This window comes from Variovorax sp. PBL-H6 (assembly GCF_901827155.1).
Classification (GTDB): domain Bacteria; phylum Pseudomonadota; class Gammaproteobacteria; order Burkholderiales; family Burkholderiaceae_C; genus Variovorax.
Window position 1 is genome coordinate 3,989,012 of the sequence record NZ_LR594659.1, and the last position, 16,242, is coordinate 4,005,253.

Genomic DNA, 16,242 nt, shown 5'->3' on the forward strand with positions numbered 1-16,242 from the left:
GACCCAGCACCGAACCGAGGCTCAGCGAATCGCCAGTTCGTCTATCAGATAGGCGGTGGCGTGCCTGAACTGTGCCGACAAGGTGGAGCAGAGCACTCCCTGGTCGAACGCGCCATGCGCCGAAGCCACGCAGGCGAACCACAGCACGAGAAAGCCGTCTGGCGGGGAAGGCTCGGTCCACAGCCGTTCTCGGCGCGCGGTGGATGCGGTCCAGTTCAGCGCGAACTTCGAACCTGTCTCACTGGCATATCGCTGGATGGCAGTGGCCACCATGTCCTTCGAACAGGACCCCAGCAGGAATGGCACGATCACCTTCACGGGCGCAGCGACCGAAGTGCCCTCCTCGCCTTCGGTGTCGACAATGCAGAGCGTCCATCCCCTGAGGAATTCTGGTTCGTCCGCGGGGATGTGGCGCTGGCCGATGCTCGAAGCCTGCGCGACGCGCATCGCTTCGTCGTCCTTGAAGTAAAGTTCAACGATGCCGTCAACATTGAAGCGCGGTGCATCGCCGGTGGTCCACAGGACCTTTTCCACCCGGTTCTGGCTGTACTTCGAAATGCCGCCCATGCCCAATGCCAAAGCCGCGTGCGGCCCCGCCCAGTAGCTCCTGAAGTCGGCTGTCGACAGGCCGTCCTTCTTCGCCAGCAGCGTCATGCGTTTCTTCATTGTTGCCTTGTTGCGCGTCAGACGATCCGGCGTTCGGCCACGAGAAAGGCAGTGATATCGCCCAGGAAGGTCTTGGCATGTGCCATCGTGGTCTGCCCGGCCGAAGAGGCGAATGCATCCTGCAGAGTCTGCGCATCCCTGAACCACAGTTCGACAATGCCATCGATGGGCAAGCTGTCGTAGTCGCATGCCCTTCCCTTTTCCCGTTCCCGCGCCACCACCACGTTCTGCCGGTAGGCACTGACGCCCGGCATCTTTCGCACCAGATCGCCGTGCACACGCCATTCGCGGCGAAAGTCTTCCTCGCTCAATGTCGGCTGCCGTTTGATGATGGACATGCGTTTCAGCAGCCGGGCACGTTCGTTCTCGTCAGGAAGGGGAATCACGACCGACTGCTCTGCAGTGACAATGTGAAGGCCGCCAAGGAAGTGGTTTTCGTCCTCGACCAGCGCGGTGGCCAGATCGCCGTTGCTGAAAGCACTTTTGGATCGGCCCAGGTCGTCGAACCACAGTTGAGAGAAGCCATCGAAGTCCCAGGGACCCCGGGCAAAATCGATCCCTCGTTGCACGCGATCGACCACCAGGTTCTGCCAATACTCGCGAAGATGGGGCGCGTGCGCGGCCAAGGCACCATGCTTGCCTTTCCAGTAAGCATTGAAATCCTCAAACGTCCAATCCGCTTTCTTGCGAATCAGGCCCATTCGTACATTCATGAACAGCTCCTTGGTACCTATTTGAGACTTGAGATGAGAGCGTCCGCCGCCTGCGCACGTGCGCGTGCCAAGCCAGGCGCACGCTTCGCGAGCCAGACGCCATGCCGGACGGGCCAGTGCTGATAGCCTGGGTCCACGCCCAAGGCCAGCGCCGCGTGATGGGCCCAATAGGGGTCAAACAAGGCCTCGCGGCCCAGCGCGATCAGGTCGGCCTTTCCTTCGGCAAGCACTGCTTCCGCCTGGCTTGCATCGACGATCATTCCCACCGCTTGAGTCCTGACTTTGGCTTCATTGCGGATTCTTTCCGAGAAGGGAACCTGGAATCCCAGGCCGCGCGGTACCGGCAATGCACGAGTCTCTTCGGTCAAGCCGCCGGAGGAGCAGTCGATGACGTCGACGCCGCACCTTGCAAGCTCGCGCGAAAGCTCGATCGAATCCTCGAGACTCCAGCCGTCCACGGTGCCGTCGACCGCCGAAAGGCGACAAAAGAGCGGCTTGCCTTCCGGCCATGCCGCACGCACCTTGCGCGCGATCTCGAGCGCCAACCGCATGCGTCCTGCCAGGTCACCACCCCACTCGTCCAGTCGATGGTTTGAATTGGGAGACAGAAAACTCGCGACCAGGTAGCCGTGGCCGAAATGCAGTTCAACCACGTCGAAACCGGCCTTGTCGGCACGTACGGTTGCATCGACGAAGCTTTGCACGACTTCGGCGATCCCATGCGCGTCAAGGGCGAGTGGCGCGGACCACCCCGGACCTGCCGCCAGGGCGCTGGGCCCGAGTCGCGCCCAGGGCTCTGCGTCGGCCGCGAGACGCGATTCGGACAGTGCTGCGCCGCCCTCCCACAAGGGCTGGCTGCCAGACTTGCGGCCTGCATGGGCCAGTTGCACGCCGATGGCTGTGCCGTTGGCATGCACGAAATCGACTACATCCTTCAGCGGCTTGATGTGGCTGTCCTTCCAAAGGCCCAGGTCGGCGGTTCCGATGCGCCCCCGGGGATCGACGGCCGTGCTCTCGGTCAGGATCAGGCCCGCGCCACCCAGCGCGAACTTCCCGAGGTGCACCAGATGCCATGGAGTCGCATGGCCTGCCTCGGCCGCGTGCTGGCACATGGGCGAGATCACGACCCGGTTCCTCAACTCGAGCTCCCGAAGCTGGATCGGTTGAAAAAGCAGGGGAGATTCATGAGACTTCATGAAGGCATTCCAATCAAGGAGAGAGGGTTGCCGCAGTCGACGATTTGCGCGTACCCACATAGGTGCCGCCCATGACTGCGAGGAATCCGAAGAGGTGCCAGAAGGTCAAGGGCTCGCCGAGAAGCATGGCCGCGAACGCAACGCCGAACACGGGAACCCAGTAGAGAAAAACGGCCGTCCGCGCCACGCCGATGCGTGCGATCGCACGATTCCAGACGAGGTTCGAGACCGCCGTGGCGAGGACCCCGGAGAACAAGATGAACGCCCAAGGACGCCAGCCGGGAAACAGGGCATTCGCGTCGAGTGCTGGCGCCTCGACCGCTGCGTGCAGGGCCAGCAGCAGCGATCCGACCAGATAAATCGCCCAGCTGATGGTCAATGCATGCATCCGGCGGGCCAGACGCTGGATGATGGCGCCGCCCGCAGCAAAACTCACCACAGCGGCGACCAGCATCAGATCCCCGGTGCCCGCGGCCGAGAGACCGGCACCTGGGTGGCTAAGAACGACCGCTGCAACACCTGCGAAGCCAAGGACGACCCCGACGAAGCGCGACAGCGTCAGCCGTTCACCAAAGACCACGGCGGCCAACAGGGCGGACACCAGCGGACTCAATGCCATGATGAGCGCGCCGTTGGTGGCTGTTGACCGGAGCAAGCCCTCGGCGAACAAGATCTGGTTGAGGTACACCATCAGCACCGCGCAGACGACGATGGCCGCGCCCTGGCGCAGCGTTAGCAACGGCAGGCCGCAACGCTTCCACAGCACGATCGCGGACAACGCGGCACACGCCACCAGCATCCGCAGTGCGGCCAGCATGGTTGGCTCGAAGACACCTGTCAGCACCTTGACCACTGGCACATTCAATCCCCAGATCGCCATTGCGGCTATCAACGTCGACTGGACGGCCGTCGGACTCTTTTCAGCGTTGGACATCAGGCCTCCTTCCCAGACCTGTGGCGCTGTCCGAGCAGAAACGCGAATCCGCCTCCAAGCAGGAGAAGTCCCAAGGCAGGAGCCGCGAAAGCCATCGATGAGGAGAACCTGTCGACCAACCACGCGGCGAGCAGGATGCCAAGCGACTGACCCAGGAACAGGATGCATGCGAACAGCGAAACTGCGGTGCCGCGCGCAGCAGGTGCCATCTGGGTTGCGTTGGTTTGCAGCGTGTTGTGCAGCGCATAGAAGCCGAATCCGGCCATGAGGCAAGCCGGCAGTGCCCAGAGCCAAGCGGGTGCAAACGCGACCGTTGCGAACGCGATGCCCATACACGTTCCTCCGAGGGTCGCAAGTCCTGCTTCCCCGAAGCGACGCAACAATAGGCGGGCGCAACGGCTATACAGCAGACCGCCTACGCCATAGAGCGCGACGATGGCGCCAGTCGCAGGCGTCGTCAAATGGAAGGTCGCCTGCAGATGGGAAGGGATGAAGGCTAGTGCGCTGAGCGCCAACGCTCCCTCGATGCAGGTGATGACCAACACGACCCTTGCCCACGGTCTGGAAAGGACATCGAGCACACGGCGCCCGGTGCTCCCGGCATCTGCAGTCCTGAAGTGCGAAAGCGCCCCGGCCCTTCTCGTCAGCATGGTTCCGCCAACCAGGAACAACAGTGCGAGGACGGCGAACGCCGATCGCCAGCCGAACAGTTCGCAGAGGAGTCCGCCAAACCACTGACCGCAGATCATTCCAAGCACTGTTGCGCCCAGGAACTTGGCCAGCACTTCCTGGCGAGCCTCGTAGGCAACGCTGTCACCGATCCACGCCATGGTCAACGGAATGATCCCGGCCGCCGCCATGCCCGTCAGGACCCGGCCACCAATCAACCAACCCAGGCTCGGCGACAACGCCGCCGCTACGCATCCAACCATGCAGGCCAAGGTCGCAAAGCCAGCCACGCGAGCCTTTCCATGACGGTCTCCCAAGGGACCGTAGAAAAGCTGAAGCGCACCGTAGGCAAACGCAAAACCCGAGATGGTCCGAGCAGCCTGCCCCGTCGTCGTCGAGAACGCCTCCGCCAGCGAAGGAAGCATGGCATCGCATACGCGCAGGGAGGTCATGCTCGCGAATGCGCAGAGGCTCAGCAGCGCAAGCGTCCTCGAGTCAATGGGAGGATGGGTCATGGCGACATCAGCCTCGATTGCCGAGTCGCGGATGTCGTTCAAGGCAGTCAAGAGGGGCTCGCAATTCCTGAGTCGACGCTCATTCCGCCGCTGTGACGAGGCTGCCGTCGGTCAGCTCCGGCACGCAACGGCTGTCAGCCTTCGAGCGTCTTCCACATCTCGATGTCACGCTCGGCCGTCCAGATCCGCGGATCGGCGTACTTGGTTGCCTCGTCGTAGCAGCGCGTAACGTCGAAGGGCATGCAGTGGTCGAAGATCACCCAGTGGCCGTACTTTGGCTTGAGCGCGGCAAAGGTGTCCTTGTAGATCGCGTTGAGGTCTTTGCCCGTCGAGACGCCCTTCTCGACGTTGGCATACACGTCGGAGATGAAGTCGCGCGTCTCCGCCAGGCCCTTGGCCACATCCTCGGGCGTGGTCAGAGCGGCGCCGCGGCCCGGCACCAGGGCCTTGGGCTTGAGCGCGGCGAGGTTGTTCAGCGTCTGGGGCCAATCCTTGAAGTAGGCGTCGCCGGCATAGGGCGTTGCACCGAATTCCACGAGGTCGCCGGACAGAAGTGCCTTTTCCCCGGGCAGCCAGACCACGGTGTCGCCCTTGGTGTGGCCGCGGCCGAGCTGCAGCAATTGCACCTCGAGCTTGCCGAGCCAAAGGGTCATCTTGCCGGTGAAGGTCATCGTCGGCCACGTCATGCCAGGAGGTACCGTCTCGACGCCCGCAAACAGGCGCGGGAAGCGGCCGATCTCGCTGGCCTTGTCCTGCTCGCCACGCTCGACGATGAGGTCGTACGTGTCCTGGCTCGCGAGGATGTGTTGTGCCCCGTATGCGCTGGCACCGAGCACACGCACCGCGTGGTAGTGCGTCAGCACGACATACTTGATCGGCTTGTCGGTCACCTCGCGGATGCGACGGATCACGTCGGCCGCCATCGCGGGCGTGGCCTGGGTGTCGGCCACGAGCACGGCGTCGTCGCCAATGATGATGCCGGTGTTGGGGTCGCCCTCGGCGGTGTAGGCCCAGGCGTGTTCGGAGATCTGGCTGAAGGTGATCTTCTTTTCTTCGAGGTCGGCCTGGCTCGCGAACTTCTTGGTTTGGGTCATGGGGTACTCCTGGTAGGGTCGGTTGGAAGTGTCAATGCGTGCCGAGGTAGGCCGCCTTGACCTTGGGATCGTTCAGGAGCGCACGGCCTGTGCCCTCCGCGGTGATGTGGCCTGTTTCCAGCACGTAGGCTCGATCCGCCACGCCCAGTGCCTGTTTGGCCATCTGCTCGACGAGCAAGATCGTCAGGCCGGCCTCGCGCAACTGCCGAATCGCATTGAAGATGTCCTTGATGATCAAGGGCGCCAATCCGAGCGACGGCTCGTCGAGCAGCAGCAAGCGGGGTTCGCTCATCAAGGCGCGCGAGATCGCGAGCATCTGCTGTTCGCCGCCCGACAGGGTTCCAGACGACTGGTCCTGCCGCTCGCGCAGGCGCGGGAAACGCTTGAACTCGCGCTCGACTGCCGCCGCCGTCGCAGCGACGTCCTTCCTGCGCGAGTACGCGCCGAGCATCAGGTTCTCGCGAACGGTCTGGTCCGCAAAGACACCCCGCCCTTCCGGGGACATGGCCACGCCAAGTCCAACCCGCTCATGCGCCTTGACGTTCGTGATGTCCTTGCCGTCGAGCTGGATGCTGCCTTCGGCCACCGGCTCCAGCCCGCAAATGCTCTTGAGCAAGGTGCTCTTGCCTGCGCCATTGGCGCCGATGATCGTGACCACCTCGCCCTTGCGGACTTCCAGGCTCACGCCCTTGACGGCCTGGATGGCACCGTAGGCAACCTTGACTGATTCGAGTTTCAACATGCGAGTGCTCCGGTTCAGGCTGCGAGCGCTTCTTCGGGCTCGTCGACGCCAAGATAGGCCTCGACGACCCGGGGATTCGCCTGCACGTCGGCGGGCTTCCCTTCCGCGATCTTGATGCCGTAGTCCAACACGATGACGTGATCCGAGATGGACATCACGAGGTCCATGTGGTGCTCGACCATCAGGATGCTCACCCCGCATTTGCCTATCCGAACCAACAGCTGGCCCAGCTCGGCCGTCTCCTGCGGATTCAGACCAGCGGCAGGTTCATCCAGCAGCAGGAGTTGCGGCTCGGTCGCCAGTGCGCGTGCAAGCTCGACACGCCTCTGCAGGCCGTAGGGCAGGCTTCCTGCCGCGTGATGGGCAAGGTGCAGCAGGCCCACCAGGTCCAGCAGCTGCAGCGCGCGGGCCCGCGTTGCGGCCTCCTGCTTCCTCGCGCCGGGTAGCGCGAGCAACGATGCGAAGAAGCCGTTCGTCATGCGGCTATGGCGACCCAGCATGACGTTGTCGAGCACTGAAAGGTCGGCAAACAGTCGCAGGTTCTGGAAAGTCCGCCCCATCCCCATGCAGCAGATCGAGTGCACCGGCCGTCCGGAGACTTCCTGGCCGAGAAACTGGATCGAACCTTCGGTCGGATCGATCAGGCCGGTCAGCATGTTGATCATCGTGCTCTTGCCGGCGCCGTTCGGCCCGATCAGCGCATGAATGTGCCCGCGCTGCAGCCGGAACGAGACGTCCTGGGCCGGCTTCACGCCACCGAAGTTCTTGGTAACGCCCTTCACGACCAGCAGCTCGCCCGTGCCCTCGGGACCGATGCGGGTGGGCGCCGCTGCCGCATCCGGCTTCTCGGGTGCTTCGGCCGATCGGCGGAACCACTTCGAAAGCAGACCGGTCACACCGCCCGGCATGACATAGAGCGCGAAGAGCAGGAGGAAGCCATAGAGGAAGTGCTGCGCTGAAGGCCACCGAGCCAGGGCCGCGTCGATCACCGTGAGAACGACGGTGCCGACCAACGGCCCGTACTGCGATCCGGCGCCACCAAACAGCACCAGCAGCAGGATGAAAATCGACAGGTGGAAGGTGATGAAGTCGGAGTTGATGTACTGGTTCTGCTGCGCCACCAATGCACCGGCAATGCCACAGGTGACAGCCGCGACGACGAACGCGATGACCTTGGCGCGATAGACGCGGACACCGACCGAGGACGACGCGATCTCGTCAGCCTGCAGCGAAAGGAGCGCTCGACCGAAGCGCCCATTCAGCAGGTTGCGCAGCAGCAGGTGCGTCAAGGCGCAGAGGACGATCCCCAGCCAGACCCATTGTTCAGACGTCAGCGGCTGCCCCTTCCACGTCAAGGCCTTGATGCCGTAGATCCCTTGGGCACCACCGAAAACATCGGTCCATTCGCCCACGAGCTTTTCCACGACGATGCCGAAGGCCAGCGTCACCATGGCAAGGTACGGTCCCTTGACTCGCAGCGACGGCAAGGCGATCAGCACCCCGCAGACGGCGGAGATTGCGGCGGCCATCACGAGCGCGAGCCACGGGTTCATTTCGGTGCGCGTCGTCAGCAGTGCGACCGCATAGGCACCGGCTGCGAAAAGACCTGCCTGGCCAAGAGACTTCTGTCCGGCATAGCCCACCAGCACATTCATGCCGGCCGCACAGAGGTAGTAGACGCACATCATGAAGACGATGCGCAGGTAGTAGTCGTTCCCGAAGAGAGAGGTGATGCCGACCAGTGCGGCGGCGACCAGGACGACGCCCAGGAGATGTTGACCGCGCTTCATACCTTCTCCACCAGCTTCTTGCCGAACAGTCCGGTCGGACGGAAGGCGAGTACCAGGATCACAAGCGCGAAGACGGCAACCTCGCGCCACTGTGCCTGCCACAGGTTCACGAGCGACTCGAGGACGCCCAGAACAAAGCCGCCGATCACGCAGCCCCGTGGGTTGCTCAGGCCGCCGATCATGGCGCCCGAGAAGCCCTTCAGGCCCACGGTCAGGCCCATGAAGAGGGAGGCCTGCGCAATCGGCGCGAGAAGGAAGCCTGAGAGGCCTGCAAGCGCCGAGCTGATGACGAAGGCGCCGATCATCACGGCGTTGGTGTTGATGCCCATGAGGCTCGCGACGTTGCCGTTGGCCGCGACGGCGCGCATGGCCTTGCCCACCATTGTCTTGTTCATCACGAAGTCGAACCCGATCATGATGACCACCGCAACAACCAGCGTCAGGAGTTCCTGGGGACGAACGCCCACGCCCATCAGCCGGATCACCGAATCACCGAGCGGTCCGGGCACGACCACCGGCTTGGGTCCCCAGATGGCCAATCCGATGCTTTGCAGGATGACCCCGAAACCGAGCGTGCTCATGACCCATGCCATGCCCGGCCGTCCGGCGAATGGCCTTACGCCAACCGCATAGAGCAGCCAGCCAAGCAGTCCCATCACGCCGAGTGCCGCCAGAAGTGCAAGCAACTGGGCGCCGGCGCCGGGGAGTGCCTGACCGAAGGTGGTCGAGGTCACGGGAAGGCCCAGAACCAGAAAGAGCGCGCTCATGCCGATGAATGCACCCGCAGACACGAACTCGCCGTGCGAGAAGTTCAGGGTCTTGGTGGTGGTGAACGTGATGCTGAAACCCAGAGCGACCAGCGCGTAGGCGCCGCCCACGGCCAAGCCACTGAGAATCGCCTGCAAGAGCGCCTCTGTCATAGTTGCCTCCGAGATGACTGGCGGGCCGCAGGATGCGGCCCGGATATGCGAGATCCGTTCTTGTTATTGCTTGAAGTCCGCGCCCTTCAGTGAGCCGATGATCGGGTCCGTGTACGGCATCAGCTTGCCATCCTTCCAGCGAATCCACACAAGATCCTTGGCCGTCAGGGCTTCGTGATTGGTCTTGCTGAACGGCTTGTCGTAGGTCTTGAGCACACCCTGGACAGGGGTCTTCAGGTCTTCCAGGGCAACGCGAACGGCCGAGCCGTCAATACTGTTGGCCTGCTTGACCGCGGCAGCGTAGAGCAGCACCGAGTCATAGCCATGGAGCGCGAACGAGAACGAGCCCGGTGCCTTGAGCTTGGGACCCACGCGGTCAAACAGCTTTTGCTGTGCAGGGGTGCGCGTCTCGCCGACGGTGCGCATGAAGATCGGCTTCTCGGCCAGCGTCTTGCCCGCTGCGTCGTAGAAAGTGATGTTGTCGGCGGCCCAGGAGGTCAGCACCAGCGGGAAGTAGTTGATCTTCTCCATGCTGCGCACCAGCTGCGCGATCGGCGTGCCTTGTGCCCACACAACCACGGTGTCGACGCCGGCAGACTTCATCTTGCTGAGCTGGGAGGTCATGTCGGTGTCGCCGACGCCGAAGCGTTCGGTCGCGGCGATCTTGATGTCCTGCACCTTGGCGAGCTCTTCCATGTCCTTCAGGCCACCCTGGCCATAGCCCGTGGTTTCCGCCATCAGGCCGACCACCTTCGACTGGGCGGTGTTCTTCTTCACGTAGGCCATCAGAGCTGCCACCTGTTCGCGGTCGACCATTGACACCCGGAACATGTAGTTGTCGGCGCCGGGGCTCATGGGCTTGGTGATGTCAGTGCCCGAGCCCACATTGCCGATGACGGGAATCTTCTTCTGGTTCGCAATGTGCTTCCACGCCATGGCGTTGCCTGAATTCGTCGGGCCGAACACCGCCGAGACCTTTTCGCTGTCGACCAACTCGCTCATGTTCTGAATCGACTTCGGGGGCGCTGACGTGTCGTCCCGGGTCACGAGCGAAAGCTTCTTGCCGAGCACGCCGCCGGCAGCGTTGATGTCCGCGATCGCGGCTTCCATGCCCAGCACGGCGGCTTGGCCGCTCTGCGCGGAAGGCGACGCGGACAGATCGCCGTTGTAGCCCAGCTTGATGTCCTGGGCACTTGCAGCAGTTGCCGCAACAAGGCTGGCGGTCAGAACGGCCCGCTTGAAGAACGTTGGGATGCTCATGGCTGTCTCCTCTTTGGTTTTTGAACTCTGCGAGTTCTGGGGTTGCAAACTAGGAAAGAAACGATCGTTGGAAATCAGGAGGCAAGGAAGCCTCCGTCGATGGGGAGCGTCACGCCCGTCACATAGGTGGCCATGCTCGATGCAAGAAAGACCACCGGGCCCACCAACTCCTCAGGTTGTCCGACGCGACCCATCGGCGTGCGCAACATGAATTTGTCGAGACGCTCCGGCGCTTCGCGCGTGTAGGAAGTCATGGGCGTATCGATGACCCCGGGTGCAATCGCGTTCACGCGGACGCCGTCTTTCGCCAACTCGACTGCCAACGCTTGCGTCATCAGCTTGACCGCGCCCTTGGAGGGAGAGTAGCCCACGACGTTGGGAATGCCCGTACTCGAGGCGATCGACCCCACGTTGATGATCACGCCCCTGGTCTCTTTGAGCGCGCCCAACCACGCATGAGTTGGAAGGAAGGTGCCCATCACGTTCACGTTCAGGGTGCGCTCGAGGTTCGAGGCGGCCTCCGGGCTGTCCAGGCCTTCGCGGATGATGATGCCGGCGTTGTTCACCAGGATGTCGATGTTTCCGACTTCGCTTGCAACAGTGAGCGCCAGTGCCTGGCAAGCATCCCGTGAGGTCACGTCCAGCTTGTACGCAGCAGCCTTTCCGCCGTCAGCGTTGATTTCGGCTGCAACTGCCTTCGCGTTTTCATGGATCAAGTCCGTGACGACTACGACGGCTCCCGCCTTTGCAAGGCCCCTGGCGATGGCCTTGCCGTTGCCCTGCCCCGCTCCGGTCACGAGTGCGATTCGACCGCCGAGCACCTTGGGCGCCATGAGTTGAGAGATTTCCATGTGTCTGTCCTGCGTTGTGGGTCTGCAGATCAGGCCGCGTGCGCGCGCTGGCGCGGACTGGCGAACTGAACGACCTCTGCGTCGGGTCGATTCCCCTGCTGCGCAAGCGCCTGACCCACGACGTAGCCGAAGGTCAGTGCCGGGCCCAGAGTAATGCCCGCACCAGGGTAGTTCCCACCCATGATGCTGGCGGCGTCGTTGCCGATGGCAAACAGGCCGGGAATCGGACGACGGTCTTTGGTCAGGACCTGGCACGACTCATCGGTTGCGAGGCCGGCGAACGTGCCGATCTCTCCGACGACGATCCTGATCGCATAGAAGGGGCCCTGACGAATGGGCGCCATGCACGGGTTGGGCTGGACCAGGGAGTCGCCCTGGAAGCGGTTGTAGGCGGTGCTGCCCTTGGCGAACCTGGTGTCGACGCCGGATGAGCAATCGCGATTGAAGGTTTGCACTTCTTCTTGAAGACTGGCGTAAGGAACGCCGATGACCTGGGCCAGTTCCTGAAGGCTCTTGCCCTTCTTGAGGTAGCCGTTCTTCAGATGCTTGCCGATGGGCAAAGGGAAAGGAGCGACGGCGCCCAACCCATATTCACGCAGGTGCTTGTGATCGCAAATCAGCCAGCAAGTGACTTCAGGCGAGCCCTTGCAAGCCTCGACCAGTTCTTGAATGAAATCGTGATAGGACATTGCCTCGTTCGTGAAGCGGCGCCCCTTGGGAGTGACCGCGATCACGCCCGGTTTGGCACGGTCGATGAAATGAGGCATGACGCCCTCGGAGCCATCCTTGCGCTTGGTCACCGATGTCGGGCACCAGGCGGCGGCGTTCGGAATCGTCGGATCGACCCATCCTCCGACGGATTCACCCAGGCGCAGCCCATCGCCGGTATTGAGCGCAGGTGAAGGCGTGAAGTGTTCACGGCCGGTCGGCGCATGAGGGAACAACTGCTTGCGACGCTCGATGTCGTAGGGAAATCCCCCGCAGGCCAGCACCACGCCGCGTCGCACGCGGATCTCGACCGGCGCGCCATCACGCACGACCGTCGCTCCGACCACCGCATCGCCTTCGACGACGAGTTGCTTGACTGGCGAGTTCAGCCAGACGGGGACGTTCAGGTCCATTGCAGCCTTGGCGAGCCGACCGGCCAGCGCGTTGCCATTGGTCAGCGTCATGCCCCGGCCGTGCTTCACGACATCCAGAAGATGTCCGCCGAACCGCTTCGCGACGTACCAGAAGGATTCGAGCGACTTGAAGGCACGCAGGAAATGCCACAGTTCCTTGCCGGAACCGAGCATCATCCCGAAGACGGTCAGCTCGGGAACGGGCGGCGCCAATTGGGCGATGCGCTTGCCGAGTTCTCGAGCGTCGAACGGACGGGTGACCATGGAGCGGCCGCCAGGCTGACCCCCAGGCGCTTCGGCGTGATAGTCGGGGAACACCGGCGGCATGTCGAACTGCACGCAGGTGTTCTCGGTGAAGAAATCAATGGCTTTCGGGCCATTCTCGATGAAGGCGTCCACCCGTGCGGCATCGAAATGCGTGGTGGCCTCGTGCTGGAGGTACGCCCGAGCGGCACCTGGCGGTTCGTCGAGGCCCTGCTCCTTGGCGAGCTTGGTGCCCGGAATCCACAGCCATCCGCCCGACCTGGCCGTCGTGCCGCCGTAGACCGGCGCCTTGTCCACGACCAGAACCTCGAGACCCTGGTAGGCCGCAGTCACTGCCGCCGACATGCCAGACGCGCCGGTGCCGACTACCAAGACGTCGTACTCCGCTTCGTGCTTGCTCATTGACCATCACTCCTTGAAGTAGGGGCCGCTCGTGGCGACCTGATATCGTTAGTGTAAGGCTAACGCATATTTTCAAGACTAATGGTTTACCCCTCGTGAATGACATTGTTAAAATCAAATTCTTAGGAGAATCCCATGGCAGAGGCCAGCAATGGAAGTAGCGATTCGAACTCTGAGAAGGAGCGTCGGGGCATCCAGTCCATCGAGGCGGGTGGCCAGCTGCTGCTCGCGCTTGGCGCTCAGGGACGTCCCATGCCTCTGCGGGAACTCGCCAAGGCCGCTGACATGGCACCCGGGAAGGCACACCCTTACCTGGTGAGCTTCGCCAAGCTGGGCCTTGTCACGCAGGAGGCTTCGACCGGGCACTACTGGCTCGGTCCGACGGCCATGCAGCTTGGTTTGGTGACCCTCAGGATGCTCAATCCAGTTCGGGAAGCCACGCCTTTCGCGGAAGCCCTGGCCAGGGAGACCGGACATAGCGTGGCCCTTTCGGTCTGGGGCAATCACGGACCAACGATCGTGTTCCTTTTCGATGCGATCTATCCGCTTCACACCAACATCAGGACGGGGACGGTCATGTCGCTGGCCGGCACCGCCACGGGCCGCTTGTTCGCGGCGTATCTTCCCGCCAAGCTGATCGAGGAATCGCTGCTCGAGGATGAACGGCGGCTGGGTCCGGACATCGCCAAGCCTATCGACCAGGACGAACTGCAAGGCATGGTGAACGAAGTCCGCAAACATGGCCTGTCTCGCACGGTGAACAACCCGACGCCCGGCGTCTGTTCGTTCGCCGCACCCGTCTTCGACTATTCCGGAAACATCGTGCTCGGTGTGACGCTCATGGGTCGCTCTCGATCGTTTGACACGGACTGGGCGGGTCCGCAAGCCAAGGCGGTGAAGGCATGTGGCGTTGAGATCTCCAGGCGTCTCGGCCAAACCGTGCGCCTCAGCTAACACCTCCGACACGTCCTCCTGCGAGGGCATCGCTTCCTGGAACCGATGCTCACGCGCCAAGGCGGCTGCGCGGCCTGCCGCAAAGTGGCGCCCTGGCTCCAGGACAGACGGGCGCTACCTACGCTTGCGCGGCGTCTTCGCCTGCCTGGCGGCAGGCGCCACCTGCCGCTGCACCGAGGCGCAATTCGTCTGCAGTCCCGGCCCGGTTTCCAGCAGCGGCACCAGCGCGGCGAGCGGCGCCGCGGCGGCAAGCGCGATGGCGCCGCCCGCGCGTGCAACGAGCGGGCCCTTCTCGAGCGCGAAGTCCGGCTGCTTGAAAGTCCCAAAGACACGCACGGGCGTGCGCAGCGACAGGATGCCGGGTTGTTTGGGCTTGGGGGCCACGGTGATGTCGAAGGTCTCTCGCGCCAGGTCGAAGCCGCCACCGCCCAGGATCTGGGTCTGCTCGGTGTCGACGACCAGCAAGCTGGAGGCACCGCGGCCCTGCTTCACATCGAAGACCACCCCGCCGCAATTCACGTCGATCTCGCGGTCGCCGCCGACCAGCAGCCGAAGCACCTTGCCGCCTTGCAGGCTGCTGGCCGCATCGATCAGATTGGAGACGCGGCCGTTGGCGATGGTGAACACGATGCGGCCGTCGGCCTTGGCCGCCGCGTCCGCGATGGAGTTGCCGGTGCCCTTGAGCTGCAGGGTCCCCCCCAGGAAGCCAGCCGCCTGCGCAATGCGCTTCTGCTTCGGCATCAGTTCGTCCAGGCGCACCCTCTGCAGGTTGACGTGCACGTCGGACCGGATCGTGGGCTCCCTTGCGTCGAGCCGGACCTGCGAGACGATCGCGCCGCCGGCAAAGCCGAACTCCACGGGCTTGAGCTCGAGGATCGCGTCGTACAGGCGCAGCGAGGCCCGCAGGCTCTCCAGCGGCAAGGCCTCGGGAACGATGAGCTTGGTCGCGTCCAGCGTCACTTCGGCATCGATCTTCTGCAACCGGCTTCCGTCGAAGGAGCCCGCCGGAAGAATATGGTTCGGATCGACCGCCCGGTCCTTGGCCGCGGCCGCCGGACGCGAGCTGGTCTCGGACTGCGACAGCCGCGGCTTGCCGCCCGAGGCCTGGGTCTGGATGCCGATCAACGGCCCGAGGTCCGCCATGTTCAGCAGCTTGCTGTGCAGCCTGGCCGTCAGCAGCGGGCGCGGCTCCTTCTCGACGTAGGCGCCCTCGCCCGTGACGTCGGTCGAGCCGATCTTTCCGCGGAGGTCGTCCATGGTGTAGCGGTTGCCCTTGAGGATCAGGTGGCCTTGCAACTGGTACGGCGGTGAGGCCGGCAGCGGCAGCAACAGGAAGGGGTACAGGTTGGCGAGCGTCTGCCCTTCGATGCGAAGCCGGGTGTCGATCGCAGAGATGTCGGCCGCGTCGGCAACCGTGCCTTCCACCTCGAGTCTGGTCGTTCCCGCAACGAGCGTGCCCTTGACCGGGAACGGAACGCCGGACTCCTGGAAGCTCAGCACCTCGCCGGTCAGCGCGGTTCCGGAAAAGGCCGCGCCGTGGTAGTTGCCCTTGAATGCGTACTCCGTGCTGTAGCGGGAGTTGCTCGGCGGCGCGTCGGCATCCTTGACCTTGGGCTGGCTCGCCGGGTCGAACGTGCTGCCCTGGATCTCGATCTGGAAGGGCTCGCCGTGGTCGATGTAGCGCAGGCGCCCCCGGTCGACCGACAGCGTGCTGATTCGCAGCTTGCTCGGCGAGGTGTCCGTCGGGTCGCCGAGCTTCCAGTTCTTGCGATCGTCCTTCAGGCGCTCGAAGACCAGGTCCGGGCGAGTGAGCGCGACACGCGGCACCAGGATCTTGTCCGGCAGGTCGCGCAGCGAGACGGAGAACTCCAGCTTCTCGATGCGGGCCATGGCTTCCTCATCGGACCAGCCGGGATTGCCGAAGAAGACATCGCGCATGCGAATGGTGGGCGTGAGGCCCGGCGAGACGTCCAGGTCGGAGATGCGAAAGACGCGCTCCGTTCTGGCGGAGATGTAGCGCTCGAGCGGCGCGCGCAACCAGTTCCAGTCGAACAGCACGAACAGTACGGCCAAGGCGAGCAGCGCGAGCACGGTCACCATCCAGACTGGATGTCTGCGCGGGAACCCCTGCAGACCTGACGTCGTTGTCAT

At 63.5% G+C, this 16,242-nt stretch carries 14 protein-coding genes; 1 reads left to right on the top strand and 13 read right to left on the bottom strand.

The window, feature by feature from the left end; all coding sequences use genetic code 11:
* Positions 1-21: 21 nt before the first annotated feature.
* From G3W89_RS18885 to G3W89_RS18940, 12 genes are all read right to left on the bottom strand, one after another.
* Complete coding sequence (locus tag G3W89_RS18885) at positions 22-654, bottom strand: EthD domain-containing protein (protein ID WP_162575619.1); 633 nt, start codon at positions 652-654, stop codon at positions 22-24.
* A 29-nt stretch (positions 655-683) separates the two neighbouring features.
* On the bottom strand, positions 684-1,379 hold the full coding sequence (locus G3W89_RS18890; protein ID WP_162575620.1) for an EthD domain-containing protein: 696 nt from the start codon (positions 1,377-1,379) through the stop codon (positions 684-686).
* 17 nt (positions 1,380-1,396) lie between these two features.
* Complete coding sequence (locus G3W89_RS18895; protein WP_162575621.1) at positions 1,397-2,575, bottom strand: NADH:flavin oxidoreductase/NADH oxidase; 1,179 nt, start codon at positions 2,573-2,575, stop codon at positions 1,397-1,399.
* Between the two features lie 13 nt (positions 2,576-2,588).
* Positions 2,589-3,509 (bottom strand): DMT family transporter, encoded by a 921-nt coding sequence (locus G3W89_RS18900; protein WP_162575622.1) that lies wholly within the window; start codon positions 3,507-3,509, stop codon positions 2,589-2,591.
* Entirely contained in the window at positions 3,509-4,693 is a 1,185-nt protein-coding gene (locus G3W89_RS18905; protein WP_162577545.1) for an MFS transporter, read from the bottom strand. Before G3W89_RS18905 ends, G3W89_RS18900 begins: the two co-directional genes overlap by 1 nt.
* A gap of 134 nt (positions 4,694-4,827) precedes the next feature.
* Positions 4,828-5,787: an MBL fold metallo-hydrolase gene (locus G3W89_RS18910; protein WP_162575623.1), complete on the bottom strand. Its 960-nt coding sequence runs from the start codon at positions 5,785-5,787 to the stop codon at positions 4,828-4,830.
* 31 nt (positions 5,788-5,818) lie between these two features.
* Positions 5,819-6,529 (bottom strand): ABC transporter ATP-binding protein, encoded by a 711-nt coding sequence (locus tag G3W89_RS18915; protein WP_162575624.1) that lies wholly within the window; start codon positions 6,527-6,529, stop codon positions 5,819-5,821.
* 14 nt (positions 6,530-6,543) lie between these two features.
* A complete protein-coding gene (locus G3W89_RS18920; protein ID WP_162575625.1) occupies positions 6,544-8,319 on the bottom strand; it encodes a branched-chain amino acid ABC transporter ATP-binding protein/permease in 1,776 nt (591 codons plus the stop codon).
* Entirely contained in the window at positions 8,316-9,239 is a 924-nt protein-coding gene (locus G3W89_RS18925) for a branched-chain amino acid ABC transporter permease (protein WP_162575626.1), read from the bottom strand. The genes G3W89_RS18920 and G3W89_RS18925 overlap by 4 nt, the downstream gene beginning before the upstream one ends.
* Before the next feature lie 63 nt (positions 9,240-9,302).
* A complete protein-coding gene (locus G3W89_RS18930) occupies positions 9,303-10,499 on the bottom strand; it encodes an ABC transporter substrate-binding protein (RefSeq protein ID WP_162575627.1) in 1,197 nt (398 codons plus the stop codon).
* Positions 10,500-10,573: 74 nt separating this feature from the next.
* Positions 10,574-11,350: an SDR family NAD(P)-dependent oxidoreductase gene (locus G3W89_RS18935; RefSeq protein ID WP_232076625.1), complete on the bottom strand. Its 777-nt coding sequence runs from the start codon at positions 11,348-11,350 to the stop codon at positions 10,574-10,576.
* Between the two features lie 29 nt (positions 11,351-11,379).
* Complete coding sequence (locus G3W89_RS18940; protein ID WP_162575628.1) at positions 11,380-13,137, bottom strand: FAD-dependent oxidoreductase; 1,758 nt, start codon at positions 13,135-13,137, stop codon at positions 11,380-11,382.
* Positions 13,138-13,272: 135 nt separating this feature from the next.
* Between G3W89_RS18940 and G3W89_RS18945 the strand changes: the two genes are divergently transcribed.
* Positions 13,273-14,091 (top strand): IclR family transcriptional regulator, encoded by an 819-nt coding sequence (locus G3W89_RS18945; protein WP_162575629.1) that lies wholly within the window; start codon positions 13,273-13,275, stop codon positions 14,089-14,091.
* Between the two features lie 114 nt (positions 14,092-14,205).
* Here G3W89_RS18945 and G3W89_RS18950 read toward each other — a convergent pair whose 3' ends face one another.
* Positions 14,206-16,242: an AsmA family protein gene (locus tag G3W89_RS18950; RefSeq protein ID WP_162575630.1), complete on the bottom strand. Its 2,037-nt coding sequence runs from the start codon at positions 16,240-16,242 to the stop codon at positions 14,206-14,208.

What these genes read in the sequence shown, in the direction of transcription:
- G3W89_RS18885 (WP_162575619.1), bottom strand. Translation starts at nt 654, where the DNA reads ATGACGCTGCTGGCGAAGAAGGACGGCCTGTCGACAGCCGACTTCAGG.
- G3W89_RS18890 (WP_162575620.1), bottom strand. Translation starts at nt 1,379, where the DNA reads ATGAATGTACGAATGGGCCTGATTCGCAAGAAAGCGGATTGGACGTTT.
- G3W89_RS18895 (WP_162575621.1), bottom strand. Translation starts at nt 2,575, where the DNA reads ATGAAGTCTCATGAATCTCCCCTGCTTTTTCAACCGATCCAGCTTCGG.
- G3W89_RS18900 (WP_162575622.1), bottom strand. Translation starts at nt 3,509, where the DNA reads ATGTCCAACGCTGAAAAGAGTCCGACGGCCGTCCAGTCGACGTTGATA.
- G3W89_RS18905 (WP_162577545.1), bottom strand. Translation starts at nt 4,693, where the DNA reads ATGACCCATCCTCCCATTGACTCGAGGACGCTTGCGCTGCTGAGCCTC.
- G3W89_RS18910 (WP_162575623.1), bottom strand. Translation starts at nt 5,787, where the DNA reads ATGACCCAAACCAAGAAGTTCGCGAGCCAGGCCGACCTCGAAGAAAAG.
- G3W89_RS18915 (WP_162575624.1), bottom strand. Translation starts at nt 6,529, where the DNA reads ATGTTGAAACTCGAATCAGTCAAGGTTGCCTACGGTGCCATCCAGGCC.
- G3W89_RS18920 (WP_162575625.1), bottom strand. Translation starts at nt 8,319, where the DNA reads ATGAAGCGCGGTCAACATCTCCTGGGCGTCGTCCTGGTCGCCGCCGCA.
- G3W89_RS18925 (WP_162575626.1), bottom strand. Translation starts at nt 9,239, where the DNA reads ATGACAGAGGCGCTCTTGCAGGCGATTCTCAGTGGCTTGGCCGTGGGC.
- G3W89_RS18930 (WP_162575627.1), bottom strand. Translation starts at nt 10,499, where the DNA reads ATGAGCATCCCAACGTTCTTCAAGCGGGCCGTTCTGACCGCCAGCCTT.
- G3W89_RS18935 (WP_232076625.1), bottom strand. Translation starts at nt 11,350, where the DNA reads ATGGAAATCTCTCAACTCATGGCGCCCAAGGTGCTCGGCGGTCGAATC.
- G3W89_RS18940 (WP_162575628.1), bottom strand. Translation starts at nt 13,137, where the DNA reads ATGAGCAAGCACGAAGCGGAGTACGACGTCTTGGTAGTCGGCACCGGC.
- G3W89_RS18945 (WP_162575629.1), top strand. Translation starts at nt 13,273, where the DNA reads ATGGCAGAGGCCAGCAATGGAAGTAGCGATTCGAACTCTGAGAAGGAG.
- G3W89_RS18950 (WP_162575630.1), bottom strand. Translation starts at nt 16,242, where the DNA reads ATGACAACGACGTCAGGTCTGCAGGGGTTCCCGCGCAGACATCCAGTC.